This window comes from Rhodoferax sp. RT5P35, from assembly GCF_056521385.1.
In genome coordinates this window covers 159,543-176,120 of sequence record NZ_JBWMAX010000008.1, presented here as the reverse complement: position 1 = coordinate 176,120, position 16,578 = coordinate 159,543, and the positions used below count along the sequence as shown (strand labels likewise).

General features: G+C 64.1%; 18 protein-coding genes. 15 read left to right on the top strand and 3 right to left on the bottom strand.

What is annotated here, in order from left to right; translation table 11 throughout:
• Positions 1–33: 33 nt before the first annotated feature.
• The 13 genes from AC097L_RS14660 to AC097L_RS14600 all read left to right on the top strand — a co-directional run bounded on the left by AC097L_RS14660 (position 34) and on the right by AC097L_RS14600 (position 12,902).
• On the top strand, positions 34–771 hold the full coding sequence (locus tag AC097L_RS14660; protein ID WP_479587180.1) for a sulfite exporter TauE/SafE family protein: 738 nt from the start codon (positions 34–36) through the stop codon (positions 769–771).
• A 60-nt stretch (positions 772–831) separates the two neighbouring features.
• Positions 832–1,527: a response regulator gene (locus tag AC097L_RS14655; RefSeq protein WP_479587178.1), complete on the top strand. Its 696-nt coding sequence runs from the start codon at positions 832–834 to the stop codon at positions 1,525–1,527.
• Positions 1,520–2,797, top strand: coding sequence for a sensor histidine kinase (locus AC097L_RS14650; RefSeq protein ID WP_479587176.1), 1,278 nt, complete (start codon positions 1,520–1,522; stop codon positions 2,795–2,797). The genes AC097L_RS14655 and AC097L_RS14650 overlap by 8 nt, the downstream gene beginning before the upstream one ends.
• 237 nt (positions 2,798–3,034) lie before the next feature.
• Positions 3,035–3,487 carry an immunoglobulin domain-containing protein gene (locus tag AC097L_RS14645; RefSeq protein WP_479587174.1) on the top strand — a complete coding sequence of 151 codons (453 nt, stop codon included), beginning with the start codon at positions 3,035–3,037 and terminating at the stop codon, positions 3,485–3,487.
• 12 nt (positions 3,488–3,499) lie between these two features.
• Entirely contained in the window at positions 3,500–5,044 is a 1,545-nt protein-coding gene (locus tag AC097L_RS14640) for a hypothetical protein (RefSeq protein ID WP_479587172.1), read from the top strand.
• Positions 5,045–5,061: 17 nt separating this feature from the next.
• Positions 5,062–6,531 carry an RCC1 domain-containing protein gene (locus AC097L_RS14635; RefSeq protein ID WP_479587337.1) on the top strand — a complete coding sequence of 490 codons (1,470 nt, stop codon included), beginning with the start codon at positions 5,062–5,064 and terminating at the stop codon, positions 6,529–6,531.
• 9 nt (positions 6,532–6,540) lie between these two features.
• Positions 6,541–6,867: a hypothetical protein gene (locus AC097L_RS14630; RefSeq protein WP_479587171.1), complete on the top strand. Its 327-nt coding sequence runs from the start codon at positions 6,541–6,543 to the stop codon at positions 6,865–6,867.
• Complete coding sequence (locus tag AC097L_RS14625; RefSeq protein ID WP_479587169.1) at positions 6,827–7,174, top strand: winged helix-turn-helix domain-containing protein; 348 nt, start codon at positions 6,827–6,829, stop codon at positions 7,172–7,174. Before AC097L_RS14630 ends, AC097L_RS14625 begins: the two co-directional genes overlap by 41 nt.
• 30 nt (positions 7,175–7,204) lie before the next feature.
• On the top strand, positions 7,205–7,879 hold the full coding sequence (gene modB / locus AC097L_RS14620; RefSeq protein ID WP_479587167.1) for a molybdate ABC transporter permease subunit: 675 nt from the start codon (positions 7,205–7,207) through the stop codon (positions 7,877–7,879).
• An 11-nt stretch (positions 7,880–7,890) separates the two neighbouring features.
• Positions 7,891–8,625 carry a molybdate ABC transporter substrate-binding protein gene (gene modA, locus AC097L_RS14615; protein WP_479587165.1) on the top strand — a complete coding sequence of 245 codons (735 nt, stop codon included), beginning with the start codon at positions 7,891–7,893 and terminating at the stop codon, positions 8,623–8,625.
• A 147-nt stretch (positions 8,626–8,772) separates the two neighbouring features.
• Positions 8,773–9,543, top strand: coding sequence for an ABC transporter ATP-binding protein (locus tag AC097L_RS14610; RefSeq protein ID WP_479587163.1), 771 nt, complete (start codon positions 8,773–8,775; stop codon positions 9,541–9,543).
• A 107-nt stretch (positions 9,544–9,650) separates the two neighbouring features.
• Entirely contained in the window at positions 9,651–12,008 is a 2,358-nt protein-coding gene (locus AC097L_RS14605; RefSeq protein WP_479587160.1) for a Tex family protein, read from the top strand.
• Positions 12,009–12,077: 69 nt separating this feature from the next.
• Positions 12,078–12,902: an HDOD domain-containing protein gene (locus AC097L_RS14600; protein ID WP_479587336.1), complete on the top strand. Its 825-nt coding sequence runs from the start codon at positions 12,078–12,080 to the stop codon at positions 12,900–12,902.
• An 87-nt stretch (positions 12,903–12,989) separates the two neighbouring features.
• Here the strand turns inward: AC097L_RS14600 and AC097L_RS14595 are convergent, their stop codons facing one another.
• Together AC097L_RS14595 and trhA are read right to left on the bottom strand one after the other, a co-directional pair.
• Positions 12,990–13,274 (bottom strand): hypothetical protein, encoded by a 285-nt coding sequence (locus AC097L_RS14595; protein WP_479587158.1) that lies wholly within the window; start codon positions 13,272–13,274, stop codon positions 12,990–12,992.
• An 89-nt stretch (positions 13,275–13,363) separates the two neighbouring features.
• Positions 13,364–13,987, bottom strand: coding sequence for a PAQR family membrane homeostasis protein TrhA (gene trhA, locus AC097L_RS14590; protein WP_479587156.1), 624 nt, complete (start codon positions 13,985–13,987; stop codon positions 13,364–13,366).
• An 83-nt stretch (positions 13,988–14,070) separates the two neighbouring features.
• Here trhA and AC097L_RS14585 point away from each other — a divergent pair, with 83 nt between their 5' ends.
• Both AC097L_RS14585 and AC097L_RS14580 read left to right on the top strand, forming a co-directional pair.
• Complete coding sequence (locus AC097L_RS14585; protein ID WP_479587154.1) at positions 14,071–14,997, top strand: alpha/beta hydrolase; 927 nt, start codon at positions 14,071–14,073, stop codon at positions 14,995–14,997.
• Between the two features lie 234 nt (positions 14,998–15,231).
• On the top strand, positions 15,232–15,696 hold the full coding sequence (locus AC097L_RS14580) for a GNAT family N-acetyltransferase (RefSeq protein WP_479587152.1): 465 nt from the start codon (positions 15,232–15,234) through the stop codon (positions 15,694–15,696).
• Here AC097L_RS14580 and ygfZ read toward each other — a convergent pair.
• Positions 15,679–16,578 (bottom strand): CAF17-like 4Fe-4S cluster assembly/insertion protein YgfZ, encoded by a 900-nt coding sequence (ygfZ, locus tag AC097L_RS14575; RefSeq protein ID WP_479587150.1) that lies wholly within the window; start codon positions 16,576–16,578, stop codon positions 15,679–15,681. The genes AC097L_RS14580 and ygfZ overlap by 18 nt on opposite strands.

The window sequence follows — 16,578 nt, the reverse complement described above, 5'->3', positions numbered from 1 at the left end:
TGCTTTTTTATACATTTTTTAAAGGTCCCCAGCGTGCTTGTCTTGATTTTGGTGGTGGGGCTCTGGGCGGGTTTGCAGAACTCTTTGGCGGGTGGCGGCTCGTTCGTTACCTTGCCCGCGCTGATTTTGTCGGGCATGTCGCCGCTGGCGGCCAATATCACCTCCACCGTGGCGCTGTTTCCGGGCCAGGTCACGGCCGGTTTGGCGGGCCGCAAGCTGGTTACCGGTGCAGGCGCGCTGCCGTTTTGGGCGCTGCTGCTGGTCAGCGTGGTGGGCGGGGCGCTGGGCGGCCTGTTGTTGCTGCACACCCCGTCGGATATTTTTACCCGGCTGGTGCCCTGGCTGGTGCTGTTTGCCACGGTGGTGTTTGCCTGGGGTAGCTTCTTTCGCAAGCCGGGGGAGGCCTCGGTGCACATCGGCCCTGCGGGTGCGGCGGGGGCGCAGTTTTTTATTGCCATTTACGGCGGCTACTTCGGCGGTGGCATCGGCTTTTTGATGATGGCCGCGCTGACCATGGCCGGCCTGCCCACCCGCAACGCCGGGGCCACCAAGAACGCGCTGGCCGGGGTGATGAATGCCTCTGCCGTGGCCTTGTTCATCACCTCGCCGCAGGTGCATTGGCAACCTGCCCTGGTGCTGGGCGCGGGTGCCATCGTCGGCGGCCTGGTCGGCTCCTGGGCGCTGCACCGGGTGAACGAGAAATACCTGCGCATCGCCATCGTCTGCATCGGCGTGTGCCTGAGCATCGGCCTGTTCGTGAAGCCGCTGTAACTACCGCGCTGCGATGGCCTTCGGTCGTTGGCAGCGCTTGCCGTACCAGGAGGACATCGCATGCCTGAGACCGATCCGCCATCGCGGCCTATGCCGCGCACCGTGCTCATTGTTGAAGATGAGCCGGTATTCCGGGCCAAGCTGGTGCAGGCCGTGCAGGCCGAGCCCGCGCTGCTTCTGGTAGGCGAAGCCGATGATCTGCCCGCAGCCGAGCGCCTGCTGGACACCACCCGGCCAGACATTCTGCTGGTGGATATTGGCCTGCCCAGCGGTAGCGGCGTACGGCTGATCCAGCGGGCATCCCGGCAACTGAAGCAATGCCAGGTGCTGGTGATCACGGTGTTTGGTGAGGAAAGCCTGGTCATCGCCTGCATCGAGGCCGGCGCCACCGGGTACCTGCTCAAAGGCTCTCTCGATGTCGATGTGGCGGAGCAAATCCGCACCCTGCAAGCGGGCGGCAGTCCCATCAGCCCGGTGATTGCGCGGCAGTTGCTGGGCCGGCTGGCCCTGCCGCAGGGTCGGCAGACGCTCCGCATCGCGCTATTGCGCGAGGACGATTCGGGTCTGTCGGCACAGGAACAGCATGTGCTGGAGCTGTGCGCCAAGGGCTACAGCTACGAAGAGATCGCGCGGTTGATGTCCTTGTCGCGCCACACCATCGAAACCTACGTGAAGCGCATTTACCGCAAGCTGCAGGTGCACAGCCGCAGCGAGGCCGTTTTCGAGGCGCGGCAGCTCGGGTGGCTGCGTGATTGACACCACGTCCAGTGACGCGCTGGAGGTAGAAATCCGGCTGGCCCGGGTGCGGTTGTTTCTGACCAGCTGGCAAAGCACCATGCTGGCGGTCTTCTCATTGACTGGGGGCGTCTTGCTGGTGTGGAACGATGCCACCTTGCTGTCCACCCGCCTGCTGTGGGGCTTAGCGATGACGCTCAGCTACCTGGTCCAGGCCTGGGCTGCGCAGCGGCTGCAGCGGGCGCCCTCGTTAGCGCTGGCTATGCCACGCTACATGCCCTGGCTGCTAGCGGCGCTCACTGGCGGCAGCACCGGATGGGGCGCAGTGCCATGGCTGCTGGCAGACATTTCCACCACTACCCTGGTGTGGATCAGCATATTCAACACCATGCTGCTGTTCTGCGTGGCCAATGCGCCCGGCACACTGGCCATGCTGGGCTGTGCGTTTGTACCGCTGGTGGTGTTGAACGGCTTGTCATTGGCGGTGCACGGCGAGGGGTGGCAAGCATTGGCGTTTGGCGCAGATGTGGGCTTGCTGTACCTGTACGGCTTGCGCGTGCAGCAAACCGTGGGTACTACGCTGAAAGAGCGTTTTATGGCCCAAAACCTGACCGAGCAACTACGGCAACAGCAACAGCTGCTGCTGCGGGTAGAGCGTGAAAACACCCGGCTGCTGGAGCGCCAGCGCCTGGTCCATGATGTACACGACGGCCTGGGCAGTACATTGCTGGTGACCTTGGCTGCGGTAGAGCAAGGGCAGTTGCAGCCATCTGCCGTGGCCGAGGCGCTGCGCGCCTGCGTGACCGACCTGCGCCTGGTGATCGATTCGCTGGAACCGATGTCGCAAGACCTGGTCACCATGCTGGCCACCATCCGCTTTCGCCTGGGGCCGCGTCTGAAGGCCGCCGGCCTGGCGCTGGATTGGAATGTGCAAGACCTGCCGCCACTGCCATGGCTGCAACCTTCAGACACCTTGCATGTGCTGCGACTGGTGCAGGAGGCACTGGCCAATGTGCTCAAACATGCCAACGCGCGGCGCGTGCGTGTGGCCACCCTGCACCACAACGGCTGGGTGGAAATCCACATCGAAGACGACGGCCGTGGCTTTGACCACAGCTCCATCCAGGCCGGCAGGGGCCTGGCCAGCCAACGCCAACGGGCCTACCAGCTCGGTGGCGAACTGCAGGTGGACAGTGCACCCGGTCGCGGCACCGCCGTGCGCCTGCGGCTGCCAGTGGAGCGGCGCAGTGTGCCCAGACCTCCTGGTGGACCGTTGCTACAAAATAAATAGCTAATAGCGCAGAGCTTACCTGCGCCAGAGGCATTTTTTATTCTTAACTTCAAGGCTAAGCCGCAGTCTGGCGGCGGCGCTTTCCTGGTGTTCTTCCCCCAAACAGAGGATGGCGTGTACCGGGTTCACGGTACACGCAGCCATCGACGGCAGCAGTACAGGTTCGGACAATCTCCAGCAGGGGCCAATGCGTATCGCATCACCTCCAAAGTCCACTTAACCGATACAGGAGTCGCCATGCACACCCCTCTTTTGAACATGAACCGCACCACACCTTGGCTACATACACTGGCAGCCGGTGGCATGTCGCTGTGCGTGCTGTCACTGCTTGCCTGCGGTGGCGGTAACAGCACGCTGGCGGTGGAGGGCATCGGCGTGCCGCCCAGCATTGACGCAGGCCCCGTTCGCGCCGTATCGCCGCCAGGTGGCGAGGCCCGCTTCAGCGTCAGTGCCGATGGCACGGCTTTGCTGTACTACCAATGGCAGTACCAAGGCCAGCCGCTGTCAGACCATGCGGCTGCACCCGGCCACTCGGGCATAGAGGGTAGCCATAAGCCCACCCTGGTCGTGCGCAATGTCCAGCCAGGCGACGTGGGCAGCTACAGCGTGGTGGTGGGTAACGGCGTCTTTCCGGATGCCCGTAGCGTAGGCGCGGCTCTGCGTGTGTCGCAAGCCTCCGCCACTTTATGAGCAGGTGTTGCCATGACCATCCATGCATCGAACCTGTGCCTAATTAGGCGCACCGTCGCGGTCCTGCTGTTGGCGTTGTTGGCCAGCTGCGGGGGCGGTTCCAGCGCCGATCCCGCTTCTGCCGCGCCCGTATCCACCGAAAGCAGTGCCACGCTGGATGCCAATGGCGGCACGGTGACGGGACCGGATAGCGTGAGCCTGTCGGTTCCCGCGCAGTCGCTGGATGCCCCGATGACCCTGCGCATCGCGCGTGACTCCAGCGGTGCGCCGCCCTTGCTCGGCATGAGCCTGTTGAGTCCCCTTTACGCAGTGACACCGCACGGCACCAGCTTCGCCACCAGCGCCTTGCTCAAGCTGCCGTTTGATGCCAGCAAGATACCCCCCGGTTCGCAGGCCGTGGTGCTGCGTGGCGAGGCCGACGGCACCTGGCATGTGCAGCCTTTGGTCAACGCAGCGCCTGGCGTGGCTGCGGTCGATGTGTCCAGCCTGTCCTGGTACGGCATGGGTGTGTGCACGCCGGGCGATGCGGGGGTTTTTGGTTTTGGCATCGGCGACTGCCCGGCCGACCATGTGCTTACCCTGGAATACCTGGATGGCAACGGGCTGGACATACCGGTGCCGCGCGACAACTTTGGCCGTGCGCTGCCTTTTTTGAACGACATCACCACACCCACCGACGTGGTGCTGCGCCTGAACTGGTCCCGTCCCCGGGGCGTGGACCGGCAAGACCGGCTGACACTCAGCGGCAAGTATTTGGGCGGCCTCTTGATCGACGAAACCGCCAACCAGGTCTTTTTCTCCAAGGACGTGAAGGTGCGCCTGGACCCTGCCCAAACCCCTGGCGCGGCCGGTGTCCACGGTGCCATCCACCGCTTTAACGCCAGCGCCAACTATTGCTGGACCGGCTTCATCATCGGCCGGGGTGCCAACCAGACGGTATGCTGGAGTTTCGATGCCGATCTGGCGTTTCGCCTGCGCGACACCAACCCCGCGCCCGATGCACCCACCATCCTGGTGCAACCGGTGGATGCCGGTGTGCGCCGAGGCGATCAAGCTGTTTTCAAGGTCACCGCTAGCGCCCCGCATGCCATCGGTTTCACCTGGCAGCGGCTGGATGCCAGTACGCAGCAGTGGAAGAGCGCCAAGGACTCCAAGGCTTTTACGACGGTAGGCACGGATGCCAGCACCCTCAACGCGACTTTGTCCACCGGCGTCATAGAAACCGGCACTTTCTCCATCACCCCCGCGGATATATCGCAGGACTACGGCGCGAAGTTCCGGGCCATGTATGCGACGGTTTTCCTTCGGGTAACGCTACTTGTACCGATAGCCAGGTGGTCACCATGGATATGTGGAACAACCCGGTCGCGCCCGCCTGGACCCTGCAGCCCTTGGACACCAGCATCCCGGCCGGCACCACCGCCAGCTTCACCGCCACCGCCACAGGCGTACCGCCGCCTGTCGTCACCCTGCATATCAAGCTGCCCGCCAGTCCCGAGATCACGCAAACCTGCCCCTTCGTACACGGTGTCAACGGCCCCACCACCTGCACGCTGACCACCGTTGCGCTGGATGTGGGGGATTCAGGCACGCGGGTCTGGGCCGAAGCCTGGAACGACCAGGCCAAGGCCACCACCATCACCAGCCGCACCGCCACGCTGACCGTAGGAAGCACCGCCGTGGCACCCAGCATCGGCAGCCAGCCCACGCCCACCACCGCCGTGCTGGGTGGCGCAGCCAGCTTCAGCGTGGGTGCGGGTGGCACGGCCCCGCTGTCGTACCAGTGGCGATTCAACGGCACACCGCTGGCGGACCACGCCGCTGGCAGCGGCACATCCGGCGTGGCTGGCAGCGGCTCGGCTACGTTGTCGCTGAGCAATGTGCAGAACGGGGACGTGGGGAACTACAGCGTGGTCGTGAGCAACGGCACTGCGCCGGATGCCACCAGCAATGGAGGAACATTGACCGTTACGCCGCGATTGGCGGTCGGCATGCGCCTGGCGCTGGGCAGCGAACACAGCTGCGCGGTGAAGCCGGACAATACCGTTGCCTGCTGGGGCAATAACGATCTTTACTACCAGCTCGGCGATGGTTCTGTTACCAACAAATCTACTCCCACCGCGGTCAGCATCAACGACGTTGTCAGTCTTGCGGCAGGGGGCTTCCATACCTGCGGCCTGCATTCAGACGGCAGCATGAACTGCTGGGGTGGCAATGGTGAAGGCCAACTGGGCCATGGCGACACATTGCAAATCCCCTATCCCTATGCCACGGGGGCCGATCTGCCCCTGACCGGCTTGACGGGCATCGCGGGCGGCACCTTTCACACCTGCGCGGTGAAGCAGGACAGCAGCGTGCTCTGCTGGGGTTTTAATGCGCAGGGCCAACTGGGTGACGGCACCACCGCGGGCCACTCCCTGCCCACGGCGGTTGCGGGCCTGGGCGGCGTAATATCTCTGGCAGCGGGCGCGATGCATACCTGTGCGGTCCGGGCCGACGGCCGCGTGCTGTGCTGGGGCTATAACTTCGCCGGGCAGTTGGGCGACGGTACGACGATCGATAGAGCGACTCCGACTTTGGTGCCTAATTTGACCGGTGCAGTTGCCCTCACGGCCGGCGCCGGCCACACCTGCGCGCTGAAGTCCGATCACACCGTTGTGTGCTGGGGCACCAACACCAGTTGGCAGCTCGGCAACAGCAGCATCTCATCTTCCCTCGTCCCGGTCGCAGTACCGGGCCTGACAGATGTGGTGTCTCTTGGTATCGGCAGTTCGGCTCACCACGCCTGCGCGGTGAAATCCAATGGCAGCCTGTGGTGCTGGGGATACAACGGTTACGGCCAACTGGGCGACGGCACCCAGGTGGACCGGCTGCCTACCGCAGTCCCGGGATTGGCCGGCGTGAGCTCCGTGGCGTTGGGGGACGCCCACACCTGTGCCACCAAAACGGACGGCACGGTTTTTTGCTGGGGGTTGAACAATTATGGGCAACTGGGCGACGGCAGCACCGTGCAGCGTTTCAGCCCCACGCCGGTGGCGTTCTAGGTCCCGGCTATGGATGCCGCCGCCATCTCGCTGCCAGACCTCTGCGGCTGGCTTGCAGCATCGCTGATGCTGCTGACCTTCATGCTGCGTGAGCCGCGCTACCTGCGCTCGGTGGCGGTGCTGGCTAATCTGGCCTTCATTGCCTACGGGCTGAGTTCGGGGCTGCTGCCGGTGCTGGTGTTGCATTCCATCTTGCTGCCGGTGAATATTGTGCGGTTGATCGACGAAATACTGCGGGTGCGCCGCCTGGTTATGGGCAGCCGCATGAAGGGTGCCAAGTGCAACAATCGCAGCCATGCCATCCAAAGCCCAATTCCGCCTGCGCATTTACCGTGACGACAGCGTTGCCATCGGCCCGGGCAAGGTCGATCTGCTGGAAGCCATTGCGCAGACCGGCTCCATCTCCGCCGCCGCCCGCCAGCTCGGCATGTCGTACCGGCGCGCCTGGGTGCTGGTGGACGAGATGAACCGCGCGCTGGTGTCACCGGTGGTGACCACGGTCGCTGGCGGCGTGCAGGGCGGGGGCACGGTGCTGTCGCCGCTGGGCGAGAAGCTGGTGCGGCATTACCGGGCGGTGGAGGCGGCTGCGCGCAACGCTGCAGCGGCGGACATCGGGGCACTGCAGGCGCTACTAGCTCCGTAGCGCTATATCCTGCTGGATACAATGCGGGCCATGCCCGCGCTCCTCGCCACCATGGACTGGTTTCCGCTCATCCTGTCGCTCAAAGTGGCGGCGGTGGCAACTCTGCTGGCCACCATCGCGGGCATTGCACTGGGCTGGATATTCGCACGCAAGACCTTCCCCGGTAGCGGCGTGCTGGAAGCGGTGTGCATGCTGCCATTGGTGCTGCCGCCCACGGTCATTGGCTACGCGATCCTGGTAGCGGCCGGACGGCGCAGCCCGCTGGGCAGCTGGCTGCGGGCACACCTGGATTACACGATTATTTTTAGCTGGCACGGCGCGGTGGTCGCGTCCAGCATCGTCGCCTTGCCGCTGGTGCTCAAATCCGCCAGCGCGGCGTTTGCCGGGGTCGACCGCTCGCTGGAGGCGGCGGCCAGCACGCTGCGCCAAAGTCCGTTGTCGGTGTTTTTGCGCGTCACGCTGCCCCTGGCCTGGCCCGGCATTCTGGCCGGTACGCTGTTGGCCTTTGCCCGCGCCATGGGGGAGTTTGGCGCGTCGCTGATGGTGGCCGGCTCGATTCCGCAGCAAACCCAAACCCTGTCGATGGCTATCTATGACGCGGTGCAGGCCGGACAGGACGACCTGGCGCTGCTGCTGGTGGCCATCACTTCGCTGCTGTCGATTACCGTGCTGGTGCTGTCGAACCGCTTTTTTTCACTCCGCTAAGGAAACCCGCCATGCGCCTTCTGCCCCTGTTGTGCTTCTTGCCTTTTGTTGTCTCAGCGCAGCAAATCACCGTCTCCACGGCCGCCAGCCTGACCGATGCGTTCAAAGAACTCGGCCCCAAATTCGAGGCCAGCCAACCCGGCACAACCGTGCGCTTCAACTTTGCCGCGTCCGGTGTACTGCTGCAGCAGATCAGCCAGGGCGCGCCGGTAGATGTGTTCGTCAGCGCCGACCAAGACACCATGGACCGGGCCATGGCGCAAAAGCTGATCGACACCGACAGCCGCAAAAACTTCGTCACCAACAGCCTGGTGCTGGTCGAACCCGGCAAAGACGGCCCTGGCCTCAAGACCCTGCAAGACCTCACCGGGCCTGTAGTGCGCAAAATCGCTATCGGCAAGCCCGTCACCGTGCCTGCGGGCCGTTACACCCAGCAAACCCTGACCAGCGCGAATCTGTGGACGCTGCTGGAGCCCAAATTTGTGCAGGCTGACAACGTGCGCCAGGTGCTGGACTACGTTAGCCGGGGCGAGGTGGAAGCCGGTTTTGTGTACCGCACCGACGCCATCTTGTTTGGCGACAAGGTCAAGATCGTCCTGACCCCGCCCGGCCACACGCCCGTGTCGTACCCGATCGCCGTGATTAGCGACAGTAAGCAGAAGGCCGTAGCGCAGAACTTTGTCAGCTTCCTGTTCACCGACGCGGCCCAGCAGGTGCTCACCAAATACGGCTTCGGCAAACCTTGACGAGCCGATGAAACACCCCCAGGCTTGCCCACTGCGTGTGGCCTCCAACCCCCTTGCAGGGGGCAACACCAGCAGCCTGGCAAAGCCAGTTCTGCGTTGTTCCTGGAAGGGGCGTTTATTACATTTGTTCTGGGCCACGCACCTGTGATGATTGATGTAGATATCCAGTTAACCGTCTCCGATGGCCGCAGGCGCTTCGATCTGGCGGTACGCTTCGCCAGCGACGTGCCATTCGCCGCGCTGTACGGGCCGTCGGGCGCGGGCAAAACGCTGACCTTGCAGGCCATCGCCGGGCTGCTGCGGCCCACACAAGGCCACATCCGGCTGGACGGGCGCACGCTGTTCGACTCGGCCCAAAAAATCAACGTCTCCACGCCCCAGCGCCGCGTGGGCTACTTGCCGCAAAACTACGCGCTGTTTCCACACCTTTCTGTTCAGCAGAACATCGCTTTCGGCCTTCAATCCTGGCGCAAACGCAGCCTGTCGCCTTCTGAGCAGGAGCATATCCAGACCCTGCTGGATAGCTTTGGCCTGTCCGCCCTGGCCCACAGCCGACCGGCCACGCTGTCGGGAGGGCAGCAGCAGCGTGTGGCCCTGGCGCGGGCCCTGGCCTGCCAGCCGCAGGTGCTGTTGCTGGACGAGCCGTTTGCCGCGCTGCACCCGGCTTTGCGCCAAAGCCTGCGCGAAGAGCTGGCCCAAGCGCGCCGCCAGTGGGGCATTCCGGCGCTGATGATCACCCACGACGTGGACGACGTGCTGGCCCTGGCCGACGTGGCCTTTGTGTTCGATGCCGGGCAGGTGGTGCAAGAGGTCCACCTGGAGGACGCGACCGCGCGCAGCCTGGCACGCGTGGCGATGGGCGGCGCAGTGCACACACCGTTGCAAACCAAACTCCGCCAAATGCTATTGAATCAGTAGCGTCTTGTGTAGGCTATATATGCGCTTGGGGCCTATTTTTATCTAAATTTGGCGATGGGTCAGCTGTGGCAAACTCTCGCCCTTGTTGACCCACCCGCACCCAGTCCATGCAGAAAATCATCCGCCAGCTCAGCCTCGAAATCAAAGCCCGCGAGGAGCAAGTCCGCGCCGCCGTTGAATTGCTCGACGGTGGGGCCACCGTGCCGTTTATCGCCCGCTACCGCAAGGAAGTCACCGGCGGGCTGGACGACATCCAGCTGCGCGAACTGGAAACCCGCCTGGGCTACCTGCGCGAACTCGAAGACCGGCGCGAAGCGATTGTGAAAAGCATCGAAGAGCAGGGCAAGATGACTGACGCACTGCGCGCTGCTCTGTTCACGGCCAGCACCAAACAAGAGCTGGAAGACCTGTACCTGCCGTTCAAAACCAAGCGCCGCACCAAGGGCCAGATTGCCCGTGAGTCCGGCATCGAGCCGCTGGCCGACCTGCTGTTTGCCAACCCGCTGCTGGTGCCCTTGGAGGCCGCTCAGCCCTTCGTCAAAGCCGAGAAGGGTGAAAACGGCGACGACTTTACGACTGTGCAGGCTGTGCTGGACGGCGTGCGCGACATCCTCAGCGAGCGTTGGGCCGAAGACGCAGGCCTGGTCCAGAACCTGCGCGGCTGGCTCTGGAACGAAGGCCTTTTTCGCAGCAAACTGGCCGCAGGCAAGGACGAAAACCACCCAGACATCGCCAAGTTCCGCGACTACTTCGACTACGACGAGCCCATGGGTCGCGTGCCCTCGCACCGCGCGCTGGCCGTGTTCCGGGGGCGGGCGCTGGAATTTCTGGATGCCAAGCTGGTGCTTCCCGTCGAACCCGAACCCGGCAAGCCCTCCCTGGCCGAAGGCCGCATCGCCATCCACCTGGGTTGGAGCCACCAGGCCCGCCCAGCCGACGACCTGATCCGCAAATGCGTGGCCTGGACCTGGCGCGTAAAGCTCAGCCTGTCCACCGAGCGCGACCTGTTCGCCAAGCTGCGCGAAGAAGCCGAAAAGGTCGCCATCAAGGTGTTTGCCGACAACCTGCGCGACCTGCTGCTGGCCGCGCCCGCCGGGCCGCGCGTGGTGCTGGGCTTGGACCCCGGCATCCGCACCGGCGTGAAAGTCGCCGTGGTCGATACCACCGGCAAGCTGGTGGAAACCGCCACCGTCTTCCCCCACGAGCCGCGCAAGGACTGGGAGGGCTCGCTGCACACCCTGGCCAAGCTGTGCACTAAGCACGGCGTGAACCTGATCGCCATCGGCAACGGCACGGCCAGCCGCGAAACCGACAAGCTGGCTGCTGATTTGATGAAGCTGCTGGAGAAGCACGTGGACCCCAGCGGCGCGCCCCAAACTGCCATGCAGCGCGTGGTGGTCAGCGAAGCGGGCGCGTCGGTGTATTCCGCCAGCGAATTCGCATCCCAGGAAATGCCCGATGTGGACGTGAGCCTGCGGGGTGCCGCCAGCATCGCACGCCGCCTGCAAGACCCGCTGGCCGAGCTGGTGAAGATCGACCCCAAGTCCATCGGCGTAGGCCAGTACCAGCACGATGTGAGCCAAAACGACTTGGCTCGCAGCCTGGAGGCGGTGGTGGAAGACTGTGTGAACTCGGTGGGTGTGGACCTGAACACCGCCAGCGTGCCCTTGCTGACGCGGGTGTCCGGCCTATCGGCCACGGTGGCCAAGGCGGTGGTGCGCTGGCGCGAGGCCAATGGCGCGTTCAAAAACCGCAAGCAGCTCATGGAAGTCAGCGGCTTGGGTGCCAAGACCTTTGAGCAGAGTGCGGGCTTCTTGCGCATCCGCGGCGGCGACAACCCGCTGGACATGACCGGCGTGCACCCCGAAACCTATCCGCTGGTGCAAGACATCATCAAGGTCACGGCCAAGCCGGTCACCGAGCTGATGGGCCGCGCCGACATGCTCAAAACCCTGCGGCCCGAGCTGTTTGCCAATGAAAAGTTTGGCGTGATCACCGTCAAGGACATCATTGCCGAGCTGGAAAAGCCCGGCCGCGACCCGCGCCCTGACTTCAAGGTGGCCCGCTTCAATGACGGTGTAGAAGACATCAAGGACCTGGTCGAGGGCATGGTTTTGGAGGGCACGGTGAGCAACGTGGCCGCCTTCGGCGCGTTTGTGGACCTGGGCGTGCACCAGGACGGCCTGGTCCATGTGAGCCAGCTCAGCCACAAGTTCACCACCGATGCCCGCGAAGTCGTCAAAACCGGCGACATCGTAAAAGTGCGCGTGGTCGAGGTGGACGTGGCCCGCAAGCGCATCGCCCTGAGCATGAAGCTGGGCGAAGCCCCGGCCCGCCGCGATGCACCCCGCGACAACCGCTTTGAAGGCGCAGCGCGCGGCCAGCAACAGCCTCGGCGCAATGACGGCCCGCCCGCCCAGTCGGCTATGGCCTCGGCTTTTGCGAAGTTGCAGGGTGGAAGGTAGCAAAGCACCGGCGTGGGAATGGCTGAATCCCTTACCATCCACCATCCACCACGCCAGGAACCCGCCCCCATGGAGTTAAACGAACTGCTAGTCTCCGAAGCGGCCCTCCCCAGCATCCCCAAAGCGGTGGCGCTGCTGCTCAGCGAACTGGCGCGCCCCGAGCCCGATCTGCGCAAGCTGGGCCAGTTGATCGGCACCGACCCGGCCCTGACCACCCGGCTGCTGACGTTGGCCAATTCGGCCATGTTCCAGCTCTCGCGCAAGGTCAGCAGCATCCCCGAAGCATTGGCGATTTTGGGCATCGACCACTTGCGCAGCCTGGCCCAGGCTGCGGCACTGGGCCTGAGCTTTCGGGCGGTGCCGGGGGTCAATTTGCAGCAGTTTTGGCGTTACAGCCTGAACGTGGCCAAGCTGGCAAGGGCCCTGGCCGGTGCGGTGCGGCACAACCCGGCGACTGCATTCACGGCCGGGCTGGTGCATGCTGTGGGCGAGCTGGTGATGCACATGGGGCTACCCGTGGAGATGGCGGCCTTGAACCAACAACTGTTGCCGTTGGACCTGCGCCGCGCCCGCATGGAAACCCGCCGCCTGGGTTTTTGCTACGCCGACGTGGGTGCGGGCTTTGCCCGCAAATGGCAGTTTCCCGACCGCATCGTGGATGCCCTGCAGTCCCAGATCGCGCCGTTTGACAACGGCGTGTATGAGCCGCTGGCGGGCGTGGTGCATTTGGCCGCCTGGCGGGCCCGCGCCAAAGAAGCGGAACTGGATGAAAACGCCCTGGCCGTCAGCTACCCCGGCGAGGTTGGCTTGGCGCTGGGGTTGGATATCGACATGGTGCTGCAGCAAGACCCTGTGGACTGGTCGGCCAAAACCGATTTGGTGGCCTTTGTCTAGGCTTGCTATTTAAATAGTAGCTAATGGCGTATGTGGAATATGCGCCAGAGGCTTAAAAAGCTTTAATTTACAGTCGGCGCATAGCGCTCAGGTGAGGTCGCCAAACTGCGAGGTGCGGTCTTGTGGGCCTTGCTCCTGGATTTGCAGTGACAGGTCGTACAGCTTGGATTTGCCCGCAATGTAGCGGTCCAGCCGCCATTCTTTCAGGATGTCCAGCGCCAGGTCAAACCGGTCCAGGTCCAGGGCATAGAGTTTTTCCAACGGAAACGGCTCGGTCGATTCCAGCGTCAACACCAGCTGGGCCAGGGTGCGGGCAGCCTCGGTTCCGGGGTGTTTGGCGATGAATTTCTGGGCTTCTTTGATGGCGTTCATGGGGTAGTCCTTTGGATGGCAGGGGAAACCCCGTATTGGACCTGATGCAACCCCTCACACCATGACCGTTTGATTTCAAGAATGTGACCTTATGGTGACAGCACTGCGCAGGCATGGCAGGCGCTGCCCAGCACCACAAAGCCGTGCCACACCGCATGCGCATACCGCCAGCGCCCGTCCAGCGCAAAAAACACCACCCCGGCGGTATAGGCCACGCCGCCCGCCACCAGCCAGGCCTGGCCCGAGGGCGACAACTGGCCCACCAGCGGCACAGCGGCCAACAGCACCAGCCAGCCCATGGCCACATACAGCCCGGTAGACAGCCAGGGGTGCGATAAGCGGCCCAGCACCTTCAAGGCCGTGCCCACGATGGCCAGCAGCCAGACCAGCGCAAACAGCGTCCAATCCCATACGCCCGACACCGCACCGAGTGCAAACGGCGTGTAGCTGCCTGCAATGAAGAAGTAAATTGCCCCGTAGTCCACCCGCAGCCACAGTTGTTTGGCCCGGCCCGCAGGCAGCGCGTGGTACAGCGTGGACGACAGGTAGAGCAGCAGCATGGTCGCCGCGAACACGCCGGTGCCCAGCCGCAGCGGGCCCGTGGCCAGCAGCAGAAACAGCACGCCCACCAACACCGCCGCCAGCGCAATGCCGTGGCTCAGGGTGTTGGCGATTTCTTCGCCCCTGCTTTGCGGGCGCTCCTGGATGGGCATGGGTTGGGGACCTTCGATAAAACCCGTAGTAAACAAACTTTCGGTGGCAAAACCGTGACATGGGGCCGTTACGATATTGCCCAATGCACAAAGCCCTACTCACTCCAGCCATGGCCGGTGTCCTGCAACGCATGGCCCGTGCGCGCCGCACGCCTATGCACTTGCTCACGCCCCAGCAAGCCCGCGATGCCTATGAAATCGGCGCGGCCATGCTGGAAGTGCCCAAAGCCCATCTGGCGCGGGTAGACAACTTCACCATTGCAGCCCGCGACGGCGTTTCCTTGCCCGCCCGGCGTTACGCACCCTCCTTTGAACCCTTGCCTACCTTGCTTTACCTGCACGGCGGCGGCTTCATGGTGGGCAGTGTCAACACCCACGACATCCTGTGCCGCGAACTCAGCCGCCTCAGTGGCTGCGCCGTGGTCTCGCTGGGCTACCGCATGGCCCCCGAGCACCGCTTTCCCACTGCCGTGGAGGATGCCTGGGACGCGCTGGCCTGGCTGGCCACCCAGCCCGACACCACCGGACTGGCCGTGGGCGGCGACAGCGCAGGTGGCACGCTGGCAGCGGTGTGCGCCATTCTGGCCCGCGATGCGCAGTTGCCGCTGGCCCTGCAACTGCTGTTCTACCCCGGCTGCGCAGCCCATGCCGACACGCCCTCGCATACCCGCTTCGCAAACGGCCTGCTGCTGGAGCGCGAGCACATCCACTTCTTTTTCAACCAGTACCTGCGCGCCCCCGCTGACTATGAAGACTGGCGCTTCGCTCCGCTGGAAGCCCCCGATGTAGACGGCGTGGCCGCCGCCTGGTTCGGTCTGGCCGAATGCGACCCGCTGGTGGACGAGGGCGTGCTCTACGCCGACAAACTGCGCCTGGCCGGGGTGCCTGTCGATCTGGACATCTACCGGGGCGTAACCCACGAATTCATCAAAATAGGCCGCGCGATTCCGGAAGCAAAATTAGCGCACCAGGCGGCCGCACGGGCTCTTCGAAAGGCATTTAATTTATGAAAAGTTTGACTATCGGACTTACGGCTTCTAGCCAATGGGGGTCAGACCCCCATTGCGCGCCGAGCGGTACATTGGCGACGGGTCACCACCCGCATTGGGGTTCTGACCCCTATTGGCGGATTGGAGGTAACAAGCGGCCAAAGCTGCACCGTCTGTCACGGAGAACCGCCAGGAGGGGTCAGAGCCCAAATGCGGGTTTTGCGGGTTCTGTCACCGCCATGATGGAGCGCGCAATTGGGATCTGACCCCACCAGGCTTGACCCCACCGGGCTCACCATCGGCCCCTGGAGCCAGCTCGGGACCCAGGCCTCGCAAGTCCGCACTGCCGTGTTCGTCCATGAACAACAAATCCCCGTCGAGATGGAATGGGACGTGGCTGACCAGACCGCTGTGCATGCCATCATTTGCGATGCCCAGGGCGAACCCGTCGCCACCGGCCGCTTGCTGGTGCACGCACCGGGCATCGGGCGGATCGGGCGCATGGCGGTGTTGTCCCGCCTGCGCGGTAGCGGCCTGGGCCAGCAGGTGCTGGAGGCCCTGGTGCTGGCCGCGCGAAAGCGTGGCGACGTGGAGGTATGCCTGCACGCCCAGACCAGCGCCCAAGGTTTTTACCAGCAGCTGGGGTTCACGCCGCGGGGCGAGATTTATGCGGAAGTGGGCATTCCGCACATCGAGATGTTTTTAGATATCCGCCAGTAGCGCGTAGGGCAGGGGCAGCAGGGTCAAAGCCGCTCCATCCACCGTCAAAGTCCCGTCCAGCATCGTCGCAAGCTGCAAGGACACAATCGCGTCCCAGCCGCCTTCAGGGGCAGCGGCGGCTTGCACCACAATGCCACACGGCTGCTCGGCGTCGGCGCTGTGAAACACCTCTTGCCCTGCGGCCATCGGCACTGCCGCATGCACGATGGCGGCGCGGCGCTTCAGGGTGCCGCGGAACTGGCTGCGGGCCACGATTTCCTGGCCGGGGTAGCAGCCTTTTTTAAAGTTCACACCGCCCACCGACTCAAAATTCAGCATTTGTGGCACCAGGGCCTCAAAAATCGGGGTGGAGACCGTGGCGATGCCACTGCGGATTTCGCTCCACAGCCACAAATCCAGGCCCAGCGCCGGGCCTGCGGGGGGCGGTGTGCCTGCGGGGGCAATGACCATCGTGCGCGGCTGGCCGTCGGCGGGGTAGAGGGCGATGGTGGTGGTGCCGTCCACTGTCGCGGTGGTCCACGCTGGCGGGATTGGGGCATCAAGTACGCTGCCGACCACCCCGTACAACGCAAAGTCTGCCGTTGCGTCCGTCAACTTGGCCTGCGCGCGCATCACGAACATGCTCAGACGCTTGAGCGTGGCGGCCAGCAGATCGCGGTGGCAGATGAGCAATATCTCGGTAGCGCTGCGTTTGAAGCCGATGAAGCTGGCCTGCATGCGGCCCTTGGCGTTGCAAAACGCGGCCAGGCGGGCTTCGCTCTGGCCTAGCAGCGCGAAGTCTTGCGTCAGCTGGCCGTGCAGAAATTTGGCGGCATCGGCACCTTCGGCGCGGATGACACCCAGGTGGGTGAGGGGGGCGGAGCCGTTGAGGGGATAGGTCAT